At 43.3% G+C, this 19,465-nt stretch carries 15 protein-coding genes, 1 rRNA gene, 1 other RNA gene and 2 pseudogenes; 10 read left to right on the forward strand and 9 right to left on the reverse strand.

What is annotated here, in order from left to right; translation table 11 throughout:
* A pseudogene (locus tag CIK95_RS12925) lies at positions 1-154 on the reverse strand (IS1380 family transposase); the annotation flags it as partial.
* A 158-nt stretch (positions 155-312) separates the two neighbouring features.
* Here CIK95_RS12925 and CIK95_RS10520 point away from each other — a divergent pair.
* Positions 313-1,869, forward strand: coding sequence for a DUF4301 family protein (locus CIK95_RS10520; protein WP_094387457.1), 1,557 nt, complete (start codon positions 313-315; stop codon positions 1,867-1,869).
* A gap of 62 nt (positions 1,870-1,931) precedes the next feature.
* Positions 1,932-2,321 (forward strand): rhodanese-like domain-containing protein, encoded by a 390-nt coding sequence (locus CIK95_RS10525; protein WP_254046042.1) that lies wholly within the window; start codon positions 1,932-1,934, stop codon positions 2,319-2,321.
* A 550-nt stretch (positions 2,322-2,871) separates the two neighbouring features.
* Here the strand turns inward: CIK95_RS10525 and CIK95_RS10535 are convergent.
* Together CIK95_RS10535 and rnpB are read right to left on the reverse strand one after the other, a co-directional pair.
* On the reverse strand, positions 2,872-3,279 hold the full coding sequence (locus tag CIK95_RS10535; RefSeq protein ID WP_094387478.1) for a YkvA family protein: 408 nt from the start codon (positions 3,277-3,279) through the stop codon (positions 2,872-2,874).
* Positions 3,280-3,330: 51 nt separating this feature from the next.
* Positions 3,331-3,724, reverse strand: an RNA gene (rnpB, locus tag CIK95_RS10540) — RNase P RNA component class A.
* A gap of 342 nt (positions 3,725-4,066) precedes the next feature.
* Here rnpB and CIK95_RS10545 point away from each other — a divergent pair.
* From CIK95_RS10545 to CIK95_RS10565, 5 genes are all read left to right on the forward strand, one after another.
* Positions 4,067-5,524: a Do family serine endopeptidase gene (locus tag CIK95_RS10545; protein WP_022311513.1), complete on the forward strand. Its 1,458-nt coding sequence runs from the start codon at positions 4,067-4,069 to the stop codon at positions 5,522-5,524.
* A gap of 155 nt (positions 5,525-5,679) precedes the next feature.
* Positions 5,680-6,543, forward strand: a complete 864-nt coding sequence (locus CIK95_RS10550; RefSeq protein WP_094421403.1) for an RNA polymerase sigma factor RpoD/SigA — start codon at positions 5,680-5,682, stop codon at positions 6,541-6,543.
* Positions 6,544-6,554: 11 nt separating this feature from the next.
* On the forward strand, positions 6,555-7,025 hold the full coding sequence (locus tag CIK95_RS10555) for a hypothetical protein (protein ID WP_022311515.1): 471 nt from the start codon (positions 6,555-6,557) through the stop codon (positions 7,023-7,025).
* 18 nt (positions 7,026-7,043) lie between these two features.
* The gene (locus CIK95_RS10560; protein WP_022311516.1) at positions 7,044-7,937 is read left to right on the forward strand and encodes a hypothetical protein; all 894 of its coding nucleotides are present in this window, start codon (positions 7,044-7,046) and stop codon (positions 7,935-7,937) included.
* A gap of 151 nt (positions 7,938-8,088) precedes the next feature.
* Entirely contained in the window at positions 8,089-8,892 is an 804-nt protein-coding gene (locus CIK95_RS10565) for a gldB family lipoprotein (RefSeq protein ID WP_022311518.1), read from the forward strand.
* Here the strand turns inward: CIK95_RS10565 and CIK95_RS10570 are convergent.
* Positions 8,871-9,782 (reverse strand): TIGR01212 family radical SAM protein, encoded by a 912-nt coding sequence (locus CIK95_RS10570; RefSeq protein ID WP_094387454.1) that lies wholly within the window; start codon positions 9,780-9,782, stop codon positions 8,871-8,873. The genes CIK95_RS10565 and CIK95_RS10570 overlap by 22 nt on opposite strands.
* 93 nt (positions 9,783-9,875) lie before the next feature.
* Between CIK95_RS10570 and CIK95_RS10575 the strand changes: the two genes are divergently transcribed.
* Positions 9,876-12,080, forward strand: coding sequence for a S9 family peptidase (locus CIK95_RS10575; RefSeq protein ID WP_094387453.1), 2,205 nt, complete (start codon positions 9,876-9,878; stop codon positions 12,078-12,080).
* Positions 12,081-12,188: 108 nt separating this feature from the next.
* Here CIK95_RS10575 and CIK95_RS10580 read toward each other — a convergent pair whose 3' ends face one another.
* From CIK95_RS10580 to mtaB, 3 genes are read right to left on the reverse strand one after another with little or no spacing between them, the layout of a single operon-like run.
* Entirely contained in the window at positions 12,189-12,458 is a 270-nt protein-coding gene (locus CIK95_RS10580; RefSeq protein WP_022311521.1) for a PqqD family protein, read from the reverse strand.
* A gap of 12 nt (positions 12,459-12,470) precedes the next feature.
* Positions 12,471-13,964, reverse strand: a complete 1,494-nt coding sequence (locus CIK95_RS10585; RefSeq protein WP_022311522.1) for a glycosyltransferase — start codon at positions 13,962-13,964, stop codon at positions 12,471-12,473.
* Complete coding sequence (gene mtaB / locus CIK95_RS10590) at positions 13,961-15,301, reverse strand: tRNA (N(6)-L-threonylcarbamoyladenosine(37)-C(2))-methylthiotransferase MtaB (protein WP_094421409.1); 1,341 nt, start codon at positions 15,299-15,301, stop codon at positions 13,961-13,963. The genes CIK95_RS10585 and mtaB overlap by 4 nt, the downstream gene beginning before the upstream one ends.
* A 340-nt stretch (positions 15,302-15,641) precedes the next feature.
* On the opposite strand from mtaB, the gene CIK95_RS13320 reads away from it, so the two are divergent.
* The gene (locus CIK95_RS13320; RefSeq protein ID WP_173823503.1) at positions 15,642-15,803 is read left to right on the forward strand and encodes a hypothetical protein; all 162 of its coding nucleotides are present in this window, start codon (positions 15,642-15,644) and stop codon (positions 15,801-15,803) included.
* A gap of 125 nt (positions 15,804-15,928) precedes the next feature.
* Positions 15,929-16,846: a FimB/Mfa2 family fimbrial subunit gene (locus CIK95_RS10595; RefSeq protein ID WP_022311524.1), complete on the forward strand. Its 918-nt coding sequence runs from the start codon at positions 15,929-15,931 to the stop codon at positions 16,844-16,846.
* A 1,004-nt stretch (positions 16,847-17,850) separates the two neighbouring features.
* On the opposite strand, the pseudogene CIK95_RS10600 reads toward CIK95_RS10595, so the two are convergent.
* Together CIK95_RS10600 and rrf are read right to left on the reverse strand one after the other, a co-directional pair.
* Positions 17,851-19,096 (reverse strand): annotated as a pseudogene (locus CIK95_RS10600) (IS4 family transposase).
* A gap of 279 nt (positions 19,097-19,375) precedes the next feature.
* A 5S ribosomal RNA gene (gene rrf, locus CIK95_RS10605) occupies positions 19,376-19,465 on the reverse strand; the annotation flags it as partial.

Here is a 19,465-nt window from a genome sequence, read left to right on the forward strand (position 1 = left end):
CTATCTCGCTGAACTGATATCCGAAGATACTGCTGCATCTCTGACCCAGTGTTGAGTCGATAACGGGTGAAAGCATGGAGTCAAATTTCTCCATGATTGAAAAAATTCCTCCAAAAGGTGTGAGTTTCTCAGATTTAATTTGTATTTTTGCCATGTCATATTAGAGTTTTGCTTGTTTTCTTTTTGCAACACTAAGATAAGTGAAAATTCTGACATGGCAAAATCCTGGGCAACTTTTTGTTGCTCAGGAACTTATAAATAAAGTTAAATTATAGTGTTGCGGAATTAAGGATTATTAAAATATCAAAGATAATGCTAACACAAACAGATCTTAACCAGATATCCCAGAGAGGGATAAGCGAAGAAAAAGTAATGGGGCAACTTCACCAGTTTGAGAAGGGCTTTCCATTTCTTAAATTAGAAGCCGCAGCCTCTATCGAAAAAGGCATTCTTGCCCTTGACGAGGTAGAACGCCAGCATGCCATTGAATCTTGGGACGAATACAAGGCTCACGGACATCGTGTAGTTAAATTTGTGCCCGCATCCGGTGCAGCCAGCCGCATGTTTAAGGACCTTTTCGGATTCCTTACTGCCGAATATGACACTCCTACCACTGAGTTTGAACACAAGTTCTTTGACAACATTCCCCACTTTGCTTTCCGTGAATCCCTGTGCGACCAATGCAAGAAGAATAATGGCAAGGGTGTACGTGCCCTGCTCAAGGAGGAGAAATATAAAGATGTCGTTGCCAATCTGTTGGAGGAAAAGGGACTGAATTATGGACAACTGCCCAAAGGATTGCTTTTGTTCCACGCCTATGCCGACGGCGCTCGCACACCTATGGAAGAACATCTGGTTGAGGCCGCACTCTATGCAGCAAGCAATGACGAGGCCAATGTCCATTTCACCGTCAGCCACGAGCACCTACCGCTCTTCCGCAAAAAAGTAGAAGATTGCATTGCAAAGTACGAAGCCAAGTATGACATAAAGATTAATGTATCATTCTCTGAGCAGAAGCCATCGACAGATACCATTGCGGTCAATACAGACAACACCCCATTCCGCAACGATGACGGATCATTGCTTTTCCGTCCGGGCGGACATGGTGCGCTCATCGAAAACCTCAACGACATTGACGCCGATGTTGTATTCATCAAGAATATAGACAATGTTGTGCCTGACCGCCTCAAAGGCGACACCGTACTTTATAAAAATGTATTGGCTGGTGTACTGGTTGAAAACCAGAAGCGGGCTTTTGAATATCTTGAGTTGCTCGACAGCGGCAACTACAATCATAAGGACCTTGAGGAAATCATCCGCTTTGTACAGCGCGACCTTTGCTGCCGCCGTGCCGATATCAAGGAACTCGAAGATGCAGAACTGGTAAGTTATCTGAGAAGCAAACTCAACCGCCCGATGCGCGTCTGCGGAGTAGTCAAGAATGTAGGCGAGCCTGGTGGTGGTCCTTTCCTGGCTTACAACCAAGACGGCACCGTAAGTTTACAGATATTGGAATCGAGCCAGATAGACAAGTCCAACCCCGAGTATGTCAAGATGTTTACCGAGGGTACACATTTCAACCCAGTTGACTTGGTTTGTGCCACCCGCGACTATAAAGGCAACCACTTCCATCTGCCCGACTACGTTGACCACAACACCGGCTTCATCAGCAGCAAGAGTAAGGGCGGCCGCGAACTGAAAGCACTGGAATTGCCTGGCCTTTGGAATGGAGCTATGAGCGATTGGAACACAATTTTTGTGGAAGTCCCACTCGACACATTCAACCCCGTAAAGACCGTCAACGACTTGTTGCGTCCGCAGCACCAGCCTGCTGAAGGAGAAGTAACACATAGTTGCCACCACGATTAAAGACCTACCATTAGCGGCGACTATTTCAACAGAGATAGTCGCCGCATATTTATCTATAATTAATGATGAACAGATATATGACACTCCTGACCATGCTATGCTGCCTGTTGGGATGTAAAGCCCAGAACGGCACCTTCCGCAGTTTACCCGCAGAAGAATTTGCAACAGCCATTGCCGACACGTCTATTGTGAGATTGGATGTGCGGACTGCAGCCGAATTTGCCGAAGGCCACATTGCACATGCCATCAATATCGATGTGCTCAAAGACGATTTTGAGAAACAAGCCCTTAAGCAGTTGCCCAAAGGTCAGACCATTGCCGTCAACTGCCGCAGCGGAAAGCGCAGCAAAACCGCCGCACGGATATTAGCCGGTCATGGTTACAAAGTGATAGAACTTGATTCGGGATATTTGGGATGGATTAAGGCCAAGCTGCCAGTTACTACCAAATGACAAGGCCACCATACTCCCCCATTCCGCTCACAGTTACGGCCATGCCAGAAGCACCCCAAGACAGCATGCCATAAAGATAGGCCACAACACCACTTTTATCAGACAAGCACAAGACAACTCCTTATTCACATATAAGGAGTTTTATTTTTCCCCAAGGCCCTCATACGCCAACAGTCCGTGCCATCCTGGATATCAACAGCCCCATATCGAAGCAACAATCCATGGACCAAAAACCACCCAAGGAGTGGAAACAACTCTCCCACCCGTCAAAGACGGCCATAATCACACAAATCTATATTGCAAGACTTGATTTATTCTTTGCAGACTTAGATCTGTTCATTGCAAGGTTCGAATCATCCGTTTCAAAACTTGCAAATAACTATAATCTGCCCATAAGAAAAACCATCGACAAGATAAGCGACGCCAGATAGGTTGGCTTACAGTCAAAAGGACAAGGTATGGCCCTTGCCGAAATGCCACTCCAAACGTAGGGACAGAAAAAAGCCACAAGCATGGAAACGGCTTGTGGCTATGGATGTTTGAAATAATTCTATACAGGAGTATCTGTGGGGTCGTCGCGGAACAGGTCGTTAATCTTCGAGGTTTCATCTCCGTCAAACCAGGTAGCCAGCTTGGCCTTAGCCTTGTCCTTGACATCCTCGGACACTTCGCCCCAAATCTTATGAAGCACATAGAGCAACACAACGAGGTCGTCGCCCAATCCTGCTATAGGGATCGCGTCGGGCACCACATCCAAAGGAGAAATAAGGTATCCGAGCGCGCCGACAATCATTGCCTTGTCTTTGAGCGACACCTTATCGCTCTGCAAGGTATAAAACAAAATCAATGCCACGTAAACCAACTTGGCACCGGCACGCTTGGCCACGCGCTGAATCTTTTCAACAAACTTGCTATTCGAAAACTTGTCCTTATAGCTCATGAAATCGGGAAGTTCGATATTTGCCATATCAATGTTCGTTTTATCAGTAATAAATCTAAAGATTAAAAGAAAGGCAGTTTCCTGATAAGCCGGGTTCTGTATCCACAAGTGGAGCCCTGTCATTTATCTAGTCTGCAAGTCACCTCACAGCTCAAGCATTCTACCCTCCGCCGTTGTCAAAGACATCAAGCGAGCAGCTTTCAGACGACGGTTTACATGAACTTGCAACCTCCAGGAAGTACAGCTCGACGATCACCCGCCGACTGGTAGTCTCTTACACTACCTTCTCACCCTTTCCCGACACATACGCTGTCAAAACAACATATAGTATCATGGTGGTTATTTTCTTCTACTTTCCCCTACTGTCACCAATAGCTTCTATTTTCGGAAGTGGAGCGCTCTGCGTTGCCCGGACTTTCCTCTCGCCCTCGCAAGAGAGCCAGCGGCAGGGCCGGGAAACTGCCTTTCTTTCTGCAAAATTAGATTTTTTTCATGAAAAACCACAACTATACTTCAAAAAAATCACTTTTTACCTCGTTTATCAGCCAAATAGCTTGCCATTCTTATGCTCCAGCCCTCCAAAAACAGCATTGACAAGGATAATAAAAAGATGTAAAAATCGTGATGATGGCGCTTAATAGCCGTTAAGTGGGCAAATAAAAGTGTTAAATTGAAATAAAGCGGACTGCCAAAATGGCAGTTTCACAAACTTTGGGAGTATATTTGCAGATATAATTACAAAGAGGATTGACAACCTCAACCAAAAGAAAGAACAAAATAAACATAAGATTAAAAACAAACGAGTATGAAAACGTATTCAAAGTATCTTTTTGGGGCCTTGAGCATTGTTGCCATAGCTCTCTCTGCTGGCTCTTTCATCAAAGCCTATGCCACACCTGCCAGTGTAGCCATTGCTGGTCAGCCGGTAGATTTAACTTATGCCGCCGAGAAATCATTGCCGGCGGTAGTACATATAAAATATGTGCAGAACTCCAAGGTGCAGACGGTGGAAGTTCCAAGCTCTCCATTCGATGATTTCTTTGGCGATTTCTTCGGATTCGGCCAGGGCAACGGGGGCAAGCGCAAGCAGCAGATCCAAACCCCTAAGAAGCAAGCTACCGGTTCTGGTGTCATCATCTCTTCCGACGGCTACATCGTTACCAACAATCATGTAGTTAACGGAGCCGACGAACTGACTGTGACCCTGAATGACAACCGCGAGTTCTCGGCACGCATCATCGGCACTGACCCCTCTACCGACCTGGCACTGATTAAGGTCAACGGCAAGGATTTACCCACCCTCCCCATTGGCGATTCCGACAAGCTGAAGGTGGGAGAATGGGTGATAGCCGTAGGTAATCCCTATGGATTGAACAATACTGTGACAGCAGGTATCGTAAGCGCCAAGGCACGCTCGCTGTATGCCCAGCAGAATGGCGTGGAGAGTTTCATACAGACCGATGCGGCCATCAATCCCGGTAATTCCGGCGGCGCCCTGGTCAATACCAAGGGAGAATTGGTCGGTATCAATGCCATGCTATATTCTCAGACAGGTTCGTTTACTGGTTATGGTTTTGCCATACCTACCACCATCATGAACAAAGTGGTAAGCGACTTGAAAGAATATGGAACCGTTCAGCGTGCATATCTCGGAATCACCGGTGGCGACCTGCTGAACCAGATCAACGCGCTCAAAGACAGTGGCAAAGATGCTGATTTCGGCACAAACGAAGGTGTCTATGTGTCTAAGGTGGATCCCGACGGCGCTGGCGCCGAAGCCGGACTTGAGGAAGGCGATGTCATCATAAGTATCGATGGAAAGAAGATTGGCAAGATGGCTGAACTCCAGGAGCATATGGCCAACAAGCGTCCTGGCGACAAGCTCAGCGTAACCTACATTCACAAGAAGAAGAAAGTGACCAAGACCGTCACTCTCAAGAATGCGCAAGGTACAACCAAAGTGGTAAAGACTGCTGACTTGGATGTATTGGGCGGTTCGTTTGCACCGGTCAACAAAGATACAAAGGAACAACTTGGCATCAACTATGGTCTCGAAGTAATCAAGGTGACCGATGGTCCGCTGAAGAAGAAGGGAATTGAAAAAGGATTCATTATCCTTCAGGCCAATGACACTCCCATAAAGGCCATCAACGACCTGCAAGAGACTGTCAAGAAGGCATCGACAAGCAAGGACCCCGTACTATATATAAAAGGTATATGGCCCACTGGCAAACGTGACTACTTTGCAATAGAAGTAAATTAGGATATATAACAATTCAGTTACCAACGAGTATAATGGACGCAACTCCAAGCCAGACAAGCTCAGAGTTGCGTCCATTTTGTTAAATAAAAACGAAAATACTTGCATATATAAAGCAAAAATACTACATTTGCAGAAAAGTGACAAACAATAGCTTTATGAGACAACTGAAAATCACAAAATCAATAACAAGCCGCGAGAACGCCTCGTTTGACAGGTATCTGCAAGAAATCGGCCGTGAGGAATTGCTAACGGTTGAAGAGGAGGTCGAGCTGGCTCAGCGCATCAAAAAGGGCGATCATAAAGCATTGGAAAAGCTCACCAAAGCCAATCTAAGATTCGTCGTTTCTGTGGCCAAACAATACCAGAACCAGGGACTGAGTCTCCCCGACCTTATCAATGAAGGCAATGTGGGACTCATCAAGGCTGCCGAAAAATTTGACGAAACCCGAGGCTTCAAGTTCATTTCGTATGCTGTGTGGTGGATTAGACAAAGTATACTGCAGGCAATAGCCGAAAAGAGCAATATGATAAAGCTCCCGCTCAATCAAGTTGGAGCCGTCAATAAAATATCCCACGCATCCAGCGTTTTCGAACAAGAGCACGAGCGCCGTCCGAGTCTCAATGAAATGGCCGATGAGCTGAATATGCCGGAAGATAAAATCGAAGATGCCTTCAAGGCAACCAGAAGACACGTTTCGGTTGATGCCCCAATAAATGACGACGAAGACAACAGCCTACTTGACGTTATTGCAAGTGATGAGGGTGCAGAAGCAGACAATGAACTGGTTGCGGAATCTCTAAGAGAAGAGATTTGCAGAGCATTGAGTGTTCTCAATGACAGGGAGCGCATCATCATCAAATCATTTTTTGGCATCAATCAAGCAGAACAGACCCTTGAAGAAATCGCCACAAAGTGTGGGCTGACTCGTGAAAGGGTAAGACAAGTCAAAGAAAAGGCTATACGTAAATTAAGAAATAATACAAAGAGTAAACTTCTAAAGAGTTATTTAGGAAGATAAAAGAAAGAACAATGAACAAAATTATTACCATTACACTTATTCTGATATGCGCAATTGTTTCAGGTAATGTAAGCGCTGCCAACAAGAAGAGTGACATTTATGCATTTGGTTTTTCGGCATCATTTAATGATTCAACGGTATATTTTACAGATATACAGTTGGTTAAAGATGTAACTATCGAGCACAAAAGCCATTTTCTGGAGAACCGGGACTTATATTCAAAACAGTTGAGTCAGCACCTTTCGGACCAAGGAATGCCTGCGAGAGTGTGCGTAATTTTCTTTGATGCCAAACTCAAGAATATAGAGAAGCAGTTTACCAAGCTCAAGAAGAAGTATGCCAAGAACGGGAAATACGAACTGAAATATGTAGGCGCCAACGAGTTCCAATTCAAGGCAATAGAATCAGACGAAGAGCAACAGGCCGAAAGCCCAACCAAGAAGACAAAGAAAGCAAAGAAGAACAAGAAAAAGGATAAATAAAGTACGACTTCCCGAACTATGAACAGCAACTACTGGTTCTCGATAGCCGAGCTGACTATTAAGCTCATCTTCAAAGAGGATGGGCTTAATAATTTGTCTCTACTACCCTCTTTTTCTCCATTTGAGATTGCCGAACCCTCCAAAGAGGACAACCTCTTTGAGCTTACCATAGATGACAAGACCGCACCCATTGCAAAAAGTGAACGGGTACGCATAAAGACCATTGACACTGGCAATGGCAACATCATAGTTGACCAGACAAATGATGGAAGACACCAGTTTATCATCAAAGACATTAATGGAAATAGTTGTTGCCTATTGATTGCCAACAAAGAGTTTTCCGTCTGCCAGTGCGCACTCAACGGCAACTATGACATGCGTAGTTTCGGTCTGAACAATGCCATCATGATTGCTTATGCTTTTGCCAGTTGCAAATATAACACCTTATTAATACACGCATCCCTGGTAAGGCAAAACGGTTATGGATATGCATTTATCGCTAAAAGCGGTACCGGAAAGAGCACACAGGTCAGCATGTGGCTCAAACACCTTCCAAACTGCGACCTGATGAATGACGATAACCCCATTATCAGAATTATAGACAACGTTCCCGTAATCTATGGAAGTCCTTGGAGTGGCAAGACTCCATGCTACCGCAATATCAAAGCCCATTTAGGAGCAATAACTCAAATTGACCGTGCACCGCAAAACAGCATAGACCGATTATCCCCTATAGATGCACTGGTAAACTTTATCCCAGCATGCTCAAGCATCAGGTGGGATGAGAATATCTACGATGACATTATAAAAAATATTACCCAGGTAATAGAAAAAACGCCATTCTATATATTGCATTGCCTGCCCAACAAAGAGGCTGCCGTTATCTGTAACAAGACCATTTCGCGCACTTAGCATAAATCGTGGCATACTTACCACGCAGAAGTATAACGGTTTTTAATAAATATGCAGATTTATTGGGCTGCTTTTTATATTTTTTATACATTGCCTTTGGTTTTATTCATTTTTTTACTATTTTTGCAAGTGAATAAGGGAGAATTAGCAAGTGAGAAACCGTATCGCCACCATATTACTGTCAGCTTTGCTCTTCGTTTCATGCGAACCAAAGATTAAACCTTTTGAAGATGACCTTCAAAAGGGCAACATCACGATTGCCAGATATGACAGATTGCAAAGCCGGTATCTCACGACCGGTGATTATTCTGCCTTGCAGGAAATGAACACAGAATACCCTGTAGAGACACGTACTCTCATAGAAAAAGTATTGCAGATTGGCGAGGTGGTTGAGCCTGACATAAGTTCCAAATACCTAAGATTTTACCAAGACTCCACACTGCAGATTCTCATATCTGACACCGAAGCCGAGTTTGCTGATATGGATGACTTGAACAAGGATTTCAGCAAGAGTTTTTCCAGACTACGTAAAAGCCTGCCCAACATACCACTTCCCAAGGTCTACGCCCAAATAGGCGCTTTGGACCAAAGTGTCATCATTGGCAACAAGAGTATCGGTATCTGTCTGGACAAATATCTTGGTATCAACTACCCATTGTACAAAAAGTACTATTCATACCAACAACGTACAAGCATGACCCGCGCATACATTGTACCGGATGCAATGGTTTTCTACCTGCTCAGTTTTTATCCCCTGTCAAATATAGACAAGCGCACTCAGCTTGAAAGAGATTTACACATCGCAAAAATCATGTGGATTACGAACAAGGCGCTCGAGCGGAAAATCTTCCAAACGAAATATGTGCTGCTGATTGACAATTATATGCGCAAGCACAGAAGCAGAACTGTCGAGCAACTGCTCAGTCAGGATGATTACACCACCTTGCTTCCTTGACAAATGTTGTTCTTCTCGAGATATTTGTTAAGAAGATGTACAAACTCATGATTCTTCAATCCCCATTTTGGGGCCAGAAGCATCTCGCCAGGTGACTGGCTAAGAAAGCGCTCCAGAACTATATCTTTGCGCAGTAATGGCAAGTACTCTCCTATCAATTCGATATATTCTTCGACACTGAAAAGATGAAAAGGAGCCTCTGAGTATTGTCGCGCCATACATGTACCTTTGATAATCTGCAACTGATGCAGTTTGAGGATATCCAGAGGCAAGTCAGATATCACGGAGGCTTGTCGCAAGATTTCTTCCCTATCTTCCCCTGGCAGTCCAAGTATAATGTGAACACCTACAAGAATTCCCCGACGATGCACGGCTTCTATGGCATTGACGCTATCTGCAAAGGTATGCCCCCGGTTGACCAGCAGTAGCGTCTCGTCATTAGCACTCTCCACTCCCAATTCAACGATTACGAAGGTTCGCCTATTCAGTTCTTCCAGATAGTCCAAAATCTCTGGCGACAAACAATCCGGACGAGTTCCTATCACAATACCCACCACATCCTCGTCACTCAGAGCCTCCTCATACAGTTGCTTAAGCCTTGGCACAGGAGCATATGTGTTGGAATAGGCTTGGAAATATGCGAGGTATTTCATATCCGGATACTTACGAGCAAAGAATGCTTTCCCCTCCTCCAACTGTTCTGTTATACTTTTACGGCTATTGCAATATGATGGGTTAAATGTATGGTTGTCACAAAATGTACAACCTCCACGCGAAATCTTCCCATCCCGATTAGGACAAGAGAAACCTGCATCAACCGATATTTTCTGAACCCTAAACGGGAAGCGGCGGCGTATCCAAGCGCCGAAATCATTATAAGCCTGCTGCATAGTATGCAAAATTACAAAAAAACAACAATTTCGGACTGATAATAACGAAGATTTTGTAACTTTGCATATAGTCATATACATATAATCACCAATATGAGAAAACAATTATTAATACTTGCAGTTCTTGCATTGACCTGTACAGAACTGACCGCTTCAAAAAAGATGGACATCAAAACCATTGCATCCGGATACTTTTCCGCAAAGATCATCCAAGGAATTGACCCCATACCTGGTACAGACCAGTATGCACGCATCAGCGATGATGGCAAACAGATTATACAAAACTCATTTAAGACCGGCAAACAAACGGCCGTTCTTTTTGATGTCAACAAGACCATAGGCGAAAAGATAACAAAGTTCGACGGATACATTTTATCGCCCAAGGGTGACAAATTCCTCATACAGACAAATACCGAGAAAATGTACCGCCACTCTTTCAAGGCAGACTATTATATCTATACGATAAAATCCACAAAACTGGAGCGTCTTTCCGACGGCGGCAAGCAGCAAGTTCCCCTATGGTCGCCAGACGGGAACCAGATTGCTTTCGTCCGCGACAACAATCTGTTCCTCATCAAGCTACTATACGACAATGCGGAGAGCCAGGTCACAAAAGATGGCAAATTTAACGAGACCATCAATGGTATCCCCGACTGGGTCAACGAAGAAGAATTTGGCAACAATCGCTCTTTCTGCTTTAACGGGGATGGAACTATGCTTTGCTGGATAAAATACGATGAAAGCAAGGTGAAATCATACTCTCTGCAAATGTTCAAGGGCAAACATCCTACTCGTAATGAATATAGCACCTATCCTGGTGAATATTCATATAAATATCCTAAAGCCGGAGAAGACAATTCTGTTGTCAGTGCATGGAGCTTTGACATAAAGAGCAGACAAACCAAGAGACTTAACGTTCCTTCAGATAATGACAGCTACATGCCAAGAATAAAGATGACCAACGACCCTCATCGGATAATTGTATACACCATGAATCGTCATCAGGATGAACTGAATTTGTATGCCGTCAATCCGAGGAGCACTACAGCCCAGCTGCTTATTAAAGAAAAAGCAGATTGCTATATACAAGAACAGGCCATGGCAGATATTATCATTGGGCGGAGCACTATCCTCTTGCCAAGTGATCGTGACGGTTATATGCAGATTTACCTTTACAATCAGAATGGTACAATGATAAGAAAAATCGGTGACGGCAAACATGACATTACTTCCATATATGGATATAATGAGGAGAATGGAGATGTTTATTATCAAGCAGCTGCATTAAATCCACACGACCGCCAAGTATTTGTTTCTCATAAAAACGGCAAAGTAGAAAGACTGACCGACCAGGAAGGATGGAACAGCGCTATCTTCTCTGGCGACTATCAGTTCTTTATCAATACATGGAGCAACTACAACACACCTTATACATTCACATTGCGTTCACAGAAAGGCAAGGTTTTGTCCGTGCTGCTCGACAACAGCAAGCTAAAGGTCAAAATGGCAGAATATGGATGGAGCAAACGAGAGCCATTTACATTCACTACTTCTGAAGGAATATCTCTGGATGGATGGATGTTAAAACCGAACAATTTCGACCCATCTCACAAGTATCCCGTTATCCTGTTCCAATACAGTGGCCCAGGCAGCCAGCAAGTGGTTGATTCTTGGAAAGCCGGTTCATTAGGCAACGGCGGAGCATTTGACCAATATCTTGTTCAGCAAGGTTTTATTGTAGTATGCGTAGATGGCAGAGGCACTGGTGGTCGAGGAGCCAAATTTGAAAAATGCATTTACCAACAGATGGGCGTCCTTGAATCAAAGGACCAGGTAGAAACTGCGCTTTGGTTAGGCAACCAAACCTATATCGACAAACAGCACATAGGCATTTGGGGATGGAGCTTCGGAGGTTTTAACACCCTCATGAGTATGAGTGAAGGCCGCAATGTCTTCTATGCCGGCGTAGCTGTCGCACCTCCTACAGACTGGAGATATTATGACACCATCTATACCGAGCGTTATATGCGTACTCCCAAAGAGAATCCGCAGGGTTATGACAACTCACCTATAGGATGGGCCAACAAACTTAACGGAAAATTGCTGATTTGCCATGGACTGGCCGACGACAACGTTCACCCACAGAATACATTTGAATACACAGAATCGCTGATAGAAGCCGACAAAGATTTCTCCGAACTGTTGTACACCAACCGCAATCACAGTATATATGGTGGAAATACGCGCAATCACTTAATGAGACAGATTGCCAACTTCTTCATCACCAATCTCAAGTAACAGTATTACCACTGACAATAGACAACAAATGCCCGTTACATCGTTCAACGCTTGTAACGGGCATTATTATTGTCTGGCAGTCAGTTCAAAGCCAAGGCATTGATTGCGTTAAATCTCAATGATACCACATTTGAACCATTGATTGGCCAGTTCCTTGGCATCTTCCAACGCCACAGTTTCTTCAACCTCATATTGTTCCGTGAGCAGTCGGGCCATCTCCTCTACCGTGAAGTCTTTTCCGTCTACCTGTTCCCAGAGATATGCCGAACTGGCATTCATACTGATGATATCACTAAAGTCAATATTCTCTACGCCTTCCGCCAGCAATATCTTCTCTCCACATACTTCGCGGAGCTTGAATCCTTTCTTTGTTCTCATATGCAATTATTCTTAAATGGGTTTAAACATTTTCAACCAAACACGCCGATAGAAAGCCAACAGATATCTTCGACATGGTCTGAGCAGCATCCATATAATGGAATACAGCCCCCACTTGATGCCATTCGTCTTGTCGATGGCAGAGCGCCCTTTGCGATAGAAGCCGACTGCAAAACCAATGATATCACTGCGTTTGCAATGTTCCGGCACCAGATTGCCATCACCCAGCAGGGTTATTTCATCTCCTTTGATTTTTACTATACGATGTAAGACATAACCTCCTTGCGGAAGCCTGGCCAAGACTGCATCGCCAACGGCAATATGACAAGCCTTAATGAGCAAAGCCTTATCTCGATTGTCTTCAAGGAACGGGCGCATACTGTAACCCCTTAATTGTAGCGTAACCGTATGCCCCTCATTAAGGAGCGCCTCTATTTGTGGTAGCAGAACAACATTAGGAAACTGCTTTGTTCCTTTGCTGACAGAAGGATGCAATCTACTAAACTCTTTTTTACGATGAAAATAATACTGCCACAAGATACTATAAGAAGATCTCACCTGGACATCCGGAGCGCTTTCCTGTCGAAGCTGAATTTCCTGACGTTCGGAAAGAAATTGTTTCTTCCATTTGTGAAAAGCACGACGAGCTTTAACTACAGCCTTGAAGTCACCCCAGCTACGATTAAGTATCAACATTTGGAATGCAGCAAGGTAATCAAGCCACCATCTGACAGCCATAACATGTCTTAAGTCCTTGTCGGGCAAATTCTTATAAAGCATCGTAAGGTTGTTGCGGAAATTCAAGAATGTCTTTCTGGGATTGCTTTTATTCAGAGTGCCACCACCTACATGGAACACCTTGCTCTGTGGAATACAATACAATTTGCGTCCCATCAATCGCAGGCGCCAACACATATCGATTTCCTCACTATGGGCAAAGAAGCGACCATCCAAGCCGCCTACAGCCCAGTAGTCCGAGCTTCTAATAAGCATACAGGCCCCTGTTGTCCATTGGATTTCCATAGGATTGTCATATTGGCCCTTGTCATACTCTATCGTATCAAATATGCGGCCACGACAATAGGGATAACCATACTTATCAATGAATCCGCCACAAGCACCCGCATACTCGAAACTATGACGATCGGAGATAGAGAGAATTTTAGGCTGGCATGCTGCCACATCATGATTTGCTTCCATAAACCACAACATCGGCTCAATCCAATCAGACGTCACTTCGACATCCGAATTCAGCAAGAGATAATACTCAGCATCAATCTGCTGCAGAGCTTTGTTATATCCGTCAGCGAAACCATAATTCTTATCCAATTCGATAACACGCACATCTGGAAAATCGCTATTCAACAGCTGAAGCGAATCGTCACTCGAAGCATTGTCTGCCACAAAGACAACACTATCGGCGATAAGATTGGACTGCAATATGGGCAAGAAGCGTTTCAGCATATCCCGCCCATTCCAATTCAATATAACAATGGCTATTTTCATATCAATTCCGCCTTTAGAGCTGATTTGTCGTGGTTGAAATCACCCAATCTCACACGCAGAATCTGGTTGTCATATTCCGTTTTAGCATCTTTGGGGGATAGCTCTACACGAATATAGTTTTCTGTAAAACCATGCATGAATCTGCCACGAGTAGATTTCTCAAACAATACATCAACTTCCTTACCGATGTTTCGGCTATAGAAGTCGATGGTTTTGCTATCGCTCAGCGCCAAGAGTCTGTTACACCGCTTTTTCTTTTCAGCATCATCGACCACATAGGGAATCGAAAGCGCTGAAGTTCCTGGGCGTTCAGAATATGGGAATACATGCAGCTGAGTGACATCCAATCCATCAAGAAAATCATAACACTCTTCAAAATGTTCAGGATGTTCTCCACGACATCCGACCATCACATCTACACCTATAAAGGCATCAGGCATAAGTCGCTTGATAAGATTGATTTTATGAGCAAAAAGTGCTTTGTCATAACGACGATGCATCAGACGCAATACATGATCAGAGCCACTCTGAAGAGGTATGTGAAAATGCGGCATGAAAGCACGACTTTGTGCACAATACTCTATCAGTTCATCGTCCAGCAAATCGGGTTCCAAGCTGCTGATACGGTATCGCTTGATACCCTCGATTTTATCCAGGGCCTTTACCAAATCGATAAATCGCTCTTTCGTGGTGGCTCCGAAATCACCAATATTAACACCCGTAAGCACAATTTCCTTTCCACCTTCGTCAGCTGCCTGCCGTGCCTGCTCCACCAAAGATTCGATAGAAGGATTACGCGAAAAACCACGGGCATAAGGTATAGTACAATACGTACAGAAATAACTGCAACCATCCTGGACTTTCAAGAAATAGCGAGTTCTGTTTCCTCGCGAACAGGAAGGCTGGAATGTTTTGATATCCTTGGTTTTGACAGAATGATATATATGTAAATGTGCACCATCCGTCCGGTTACTCCATGCATCGGATAAGAACTGCACAAGGTTTGCCTTCTCATTACTGCCCAAGACCAAATCCACCCCATCAATATTGGCAACCTTTTGAGATTCAAGCTGGGCATAACACCCCGTCACAATCACAAATGCATGAGGATGTTCCCTTACCATGCGACGAATTATAGAACGGCACTTACGATCGGCAACATCTGTAACCGAACAGGTATTAACGAGACATATGTCGGCACGCTCACCTTTTTCAACAGTACCGACACCCATAGCTTCAAGCGTCTTTGCAAAGGTGGACGTTTCGGAAAAATTCAACTTACAACCTAAAGTATAGTAAGCTGCCTTTTTCCCTTGGAATGCAGATGTATCTATCATATTAATTAATTATAATGCAAAGTTAGCAAAAACTTTAGAGCTATTTGACTGATTTGGCATCAATTTTAATGATTGTATACAAAACACTGGCCAATAATCCAGTAACCGAGACCACATTTTTCAGCTCCAAAAGAAGGTTTTTTAGATGATATGAATCAACTCGCAGAAAATTAACCTTATTTCACAGTTTGTAATAAATTGTATTTCAGTCGTTTTCAAAAAAGTTACAATTAACACTAAAAAAAAACTCAAAAAGATGAACAACCTATTGAAAAAATATGTACCTTTGCAATGTTTTAATAAACAAATGATTGTTTTACAGATTTAAAAAGCAAAGAAAATGAAGAAATTAGTTTTGATGTTCGTAGCTATCGCTGCTATCTCTTTCGCATCTTGTGGTAACAAAACTGCTGAGCCCGTTGCTAACGCAGACTCTGACACTGCAGTAGTTGACTCAGTTGTTGCTGATACAGCAGTTGCTGATAGTGTAGTTGCTGAGTAATTAGCACGAACTAAAGGAAATGGCCGCTTGGAACATTGTTCTAAGCGGTTTTTTTGTTCATTATCCTATTTTTCTACTATCTTATCTACCATTACTACCAGTTTATCAACTATAAAACCGCCGAAATGAACAAGCCACCCTCTTTTATATATGCTTGGGTAACACAAAAAATACTGATTGTATGTTCGTTGCTCTTTTTAGCTGGATGCGAAAAAGCAAATATCCCCAATAATGGAGAGGACTCTCCTGGAACAGAAATCCAAAATGGCCGAAAGGTCAAAGTCAATATCACAACAATTGATGATTTGACTGACCTGAAGCAAGTTTGCACACGCATCAGCTATTGTGTTTTCAGTAATAATGGTAAACTATATTCCATAAGGCACCAAGGTATCACCGACAAAGACTTTGGCTCCCCTACGCTTACTATAGAAGATGGACAATATCATTTAGTGATTATTGCACATAATGGACTGGGCAATATCAGCGTTGAGTCAGAAGAAAAAATCAAGTTCAAAGACAACAAAATTACAGACACATTTGCCTATTCTACCAACATTGATGTAGAATCAGATAAGACTATTTCTGTTGAACTTGAACGTATTGTGGCCAACATACGTGTTACCATACCCGATCCCATGCCCAAAGAGGTGAAGCAGATGGAATTCTATTACACGGGTGGAAGCTCAACCTATAGCAGTTTATCCGGATATGGGTCAGTCAACTCTCGACAGACGGAATACCGCAATGTAACCGATGATATGATTGGCAAAAATTCAGAATTTAATATATACACATTCCCACGAGACGAGAATGGAGAGGTAAAACTAACCATTAAAGCTCTGGATAAAGACAAATCAACCGTCAAAAGCATCCAATACGAAGACGTACCTATTTCCAAAAACACGTGCATAATAATAAACTCCACACTGTTCAAAGGAGATAATACTGGAGGGGGAAACGACGATAACATAAACGTTAAACCAGATATCCATATCCCCATCAATAGTAGCAATATAACTGATATAACAAACTGCTACTAACACACCAATATCATCGCTTTAGGCTATAAGTTACTGATTAAAGTTCATATACATTAATGATAGGGTTGGATTCCGCGCTTGGAATTCAGCCCTATCTTTTGTCCTTGTCCGTTCGAAAGCAACTGGAATCCTGCAAAAAGAAGCCGCATTCATCATCTTTCTAATGGTACTTAGAACTACGTTTCCGATTGCTTCGAAAAAAGGCAATACAGTGCCAAAATTCTAAACTAACAAGGTTTACCAAGAGGTTGGTCCCTTTTGTCTAACCACTACTTAAGCCATAACACATCGCAAAGGACCAACCTAAATAATAACGGTTATATAACACTACATAGAACATATCTTTCGATGGCATACACTGTCATTCTCCAGACACGCGTATTTCCTGAATTCAAATCGTGAATTATGAAAATACATACCAGCAACCATTATTTCAGCCTTCAAAAAGAATAATTCACGCTACCATCCGTGTTCGAAATGACTTACTATCATTAGTATCCCTTTAAAATATTCAAAAACACAGCAGTTTTCTTGTAACAAGAGAATTTCATATATATCTTATGCTGCCATTCCAATTTTAACAGCTCTATAGTCAACAGCACCTATTGACTGCTAGAACATATAGTAAAATCCTTAGTAGTGAAGTAGTTGACGAGAGAAATGAACAACTTGAATTTGAAGAAATCTATCATAATACTATGCCTTATTGAAACATTGCAAAATTACACCCAAAAGCCCACTAAAGCAAGTTGGTTATACATATAAATCAATGATTCTTAGCCAACATGTCTATAATTGCCTAAAAAACGCAAAGCAATTGGTAAAAAAACGCCCGACCAAATGACGATATAGTGCACTTTATTCATCCAAAGAACAGTTTCTGAAACCAGAAGCGCTCATTCTTCTAACAGCCAACTCTATAGAGGCATAGGTTATCACTTGGTTTTTAAGAGATAAGTCAAACATCAACTCTTCATTCTATATTATTGCTGTCCGCTAAAACTCTAAAGAGCACAAATCCCCTCCCGAAGTCCTCTGAAAATGCTTGGTTCAGGGGGTGTTTCCAGAGCCTCCTGAACCATTTTTGCCCAGTCTTTTTCTGGTTCCTCAAGGAAAGTATAGCAGTTCACATAATACATGAGCATGATTCTCAGAAAAGCTCCAAGAGGGTTTGATGCGCTTTTTTATGACCATCAGAAGGAGATTGGCTATTAGGGTGACCCAAATCTGTATCTTGATGGCGTTGGCGCTCTCCCCATAGAAGTATTTAAGCGGGAATTTTTGTTTCAACTGCTTTAACAGCAACTCTATTTCCCATCTTTGGCGGTATATGTCAATGATGTCTTCCACCTCCATGGTCATGTCGTTGGTGAGCAACGATATGACTTTCGCCTTTTTCTTCGCAGGATCGACATAGGTGACAATACGGGCCTTGTGTTTGATATTCTCTCCGCCCTTTATATGTTTCCTGAACTCCACGACCTGGACTCTACACTCCATGAGGCCACACGGCAACATGTACATTGTGTCAGAAAGAGTATCATATACAAGATTCTTCTTAATTTTTGTCACGTATGTGACACCACGATTGGTCAGTTCCTCAAACCTGGCATAGTCTATGTAGGCCCTGTCCATGGCAATGATATCTCCATCGTTATAATTCGCGGGCTTCAGCATAAAGCTGCCATTGGTTGCGGCTGACGTGAACTTGATGTCAGACGGCACGAACTCGTTAGCGTGGATATTGGTGTGCACTTTTATGCTACCCTTCTTTTTCCCGGTCTTGGGATGCCTGCCTACGCCTTTGAAAATGAGGTTGGAAAAAAGGCTTATTGTCGTGGAGTCGATAATCTGCAGGCGGTTGAACCATGCAGGCATCCGCCGTTTTCGGATGTCCGAGGAAAGTTCGTCCTTGTATCGGGCGTACAGGCTGCGGTACGTGGCCTCAAACACAGCCTCAGGCCTGCGGGCGTTGGCATCAGACAAAGTGCTGCGCCTTGGCATCGTCCTTATGCCCAAATGGGCGAGCTTGCGCGCTTCAGGAAACATAGAATCAGTAATCTCGCGCAATGTGTCGAATTTTCTGATGACAGCGTAAAGCATTATGGCCATATGCTGGTAGGCATCAAAGCGCTTTACGTAGCGTTCACCATTATGCTCGCGGCTGAATTTGAGAATTTCTTCCTTGTTGAGCAAATTTATTAGCTGACCATACATCGGCTGTCCGCTAAAATGTGTACCTTTGTTCATAGTTACTTGAATTGAAATTTACAACAAGAAACAAAGGTAACTAAAAGGGCTGAATTCCAAGCGAGGAATCCAGCCCTAATTTTTATATGCTCAAAAAAAGTTTTAGCGGACAGCAATAGTTTCGAATGGTTACGCTTGTTTCGAATGGTTACGCTTGTTTCGAATGGTTACGCTTGTTTCGGATGATTACCAATAATCATCTTCTTCATTGCCCAAAATATGGCACATGTACCAACGAAAAAAGCCTCAGTCACTGTCGTGACCAAGGCTCTTCGTGAAAAAGGGCGGCTACCTACTCTCCCGCATTGCATTGCAGTACCATCGGCGCAAGTGGGCTTAACTTCTCTGTTCGGAATGGGAAGAGGTGGG

The organism is Prevotella sp. P5-108 (genome assembly GCF_002251385.1).
Classification (GTDB): domain Bacteria; phylum Bacteroidota; class Bacteroidia; order Bacteroidales; family Bacteroidaceae; genus Prevotella.

Bases quoted from the DNA above. Each gene is read 5' to 3' on its own strand.
- CIK95_RS10520 (WP_094387457.1), top strand. From the start codon at position 313: ATGCTAACACAAACAGATCTTAACCAGATATCCCAGAGAGGGATAAGC.
- CIK95_RS10525 (WP_254046042.1), top strand. From the start codon at position 1,932: ATGATGAACAGATATATGACACTCCTGACCATGCTATGCTGCCTGTTG.
- CIK95_RS10545 (WP_022311513.1), top strand. From the start codon at position 4,067: ATGAAAACGTATTCAAAGTATCTTTTTGGGGCCTTGAGCATTGTTGCC.
- CIK95_RS10550 (WP_094421403.1), top strand. From the start codon at position 5,680: ATGAGACAACTGAAAATCACAAAATCAATAACAAGCCGCGAGAACGCC.
- CIK95_RS10555 (WP_022311515.1), top strand. From the start codon at position 6,555: ATGAACAAAATTATTACCATTACACTTATTCTGATATGCGCAATTGTT.
- CIK95_RS10560 (WP_022311516.1), top strand. From the start codon at position 7,044: ATGAACAGCAACTACTGGTTCTCGATAGCCGAGCTGACTATTAAGCTC.
- CIK95_RS10570 (WP_094387454.1), bottom strand. From the start codon at position 9,782: ATGCAGCAGGCTTATAATGATTTCGGCGCTTGGATACGCCGCCGCTTC.
- CIK95_RS10575 (WP_094387453.1), top strand. From the start codon at position 9,876: ATGAGAAAACAATTATTAATACTTGCAGTTCTTGCATTGACCTGTACA.
- CIK95_RS10580 (WP_022311521.1), bottom strand. From the start codon at position 12,458: ATGAGAACAAAGAAAGGATTCAAGCTCCGCGAAGTATGTGGAGAGAAG.
- CIK95_RS10585 (WP_022311522.1), bottom strand. From the start codon at position 13,964: ATGAAAATAGCCATTGTTATATTGAATTGGAATGGGCGGGATATGCTG.
- mtaB (WP_094421409.1), bottom strand. From the start codon at position 15,301: ATGATAGATACATCTGCATTCCAAGGGAAAAAGGCAGCTTACTATACT.
- CIK95_RS13320 (WP_173823503.1), top strand. From the start codon at position 15,642: ATGAAGAAATTAGTTTTGATGTTCGTAGCTATCGCTGCTATCTCTTTC.
- CIK95_RS10595 (WP_022311524.1), top strand. From the start codon at position 15,929: ATGAACAAGCCACCCTCTTTTATATATGCTTGGGTAACACAAAAAATA.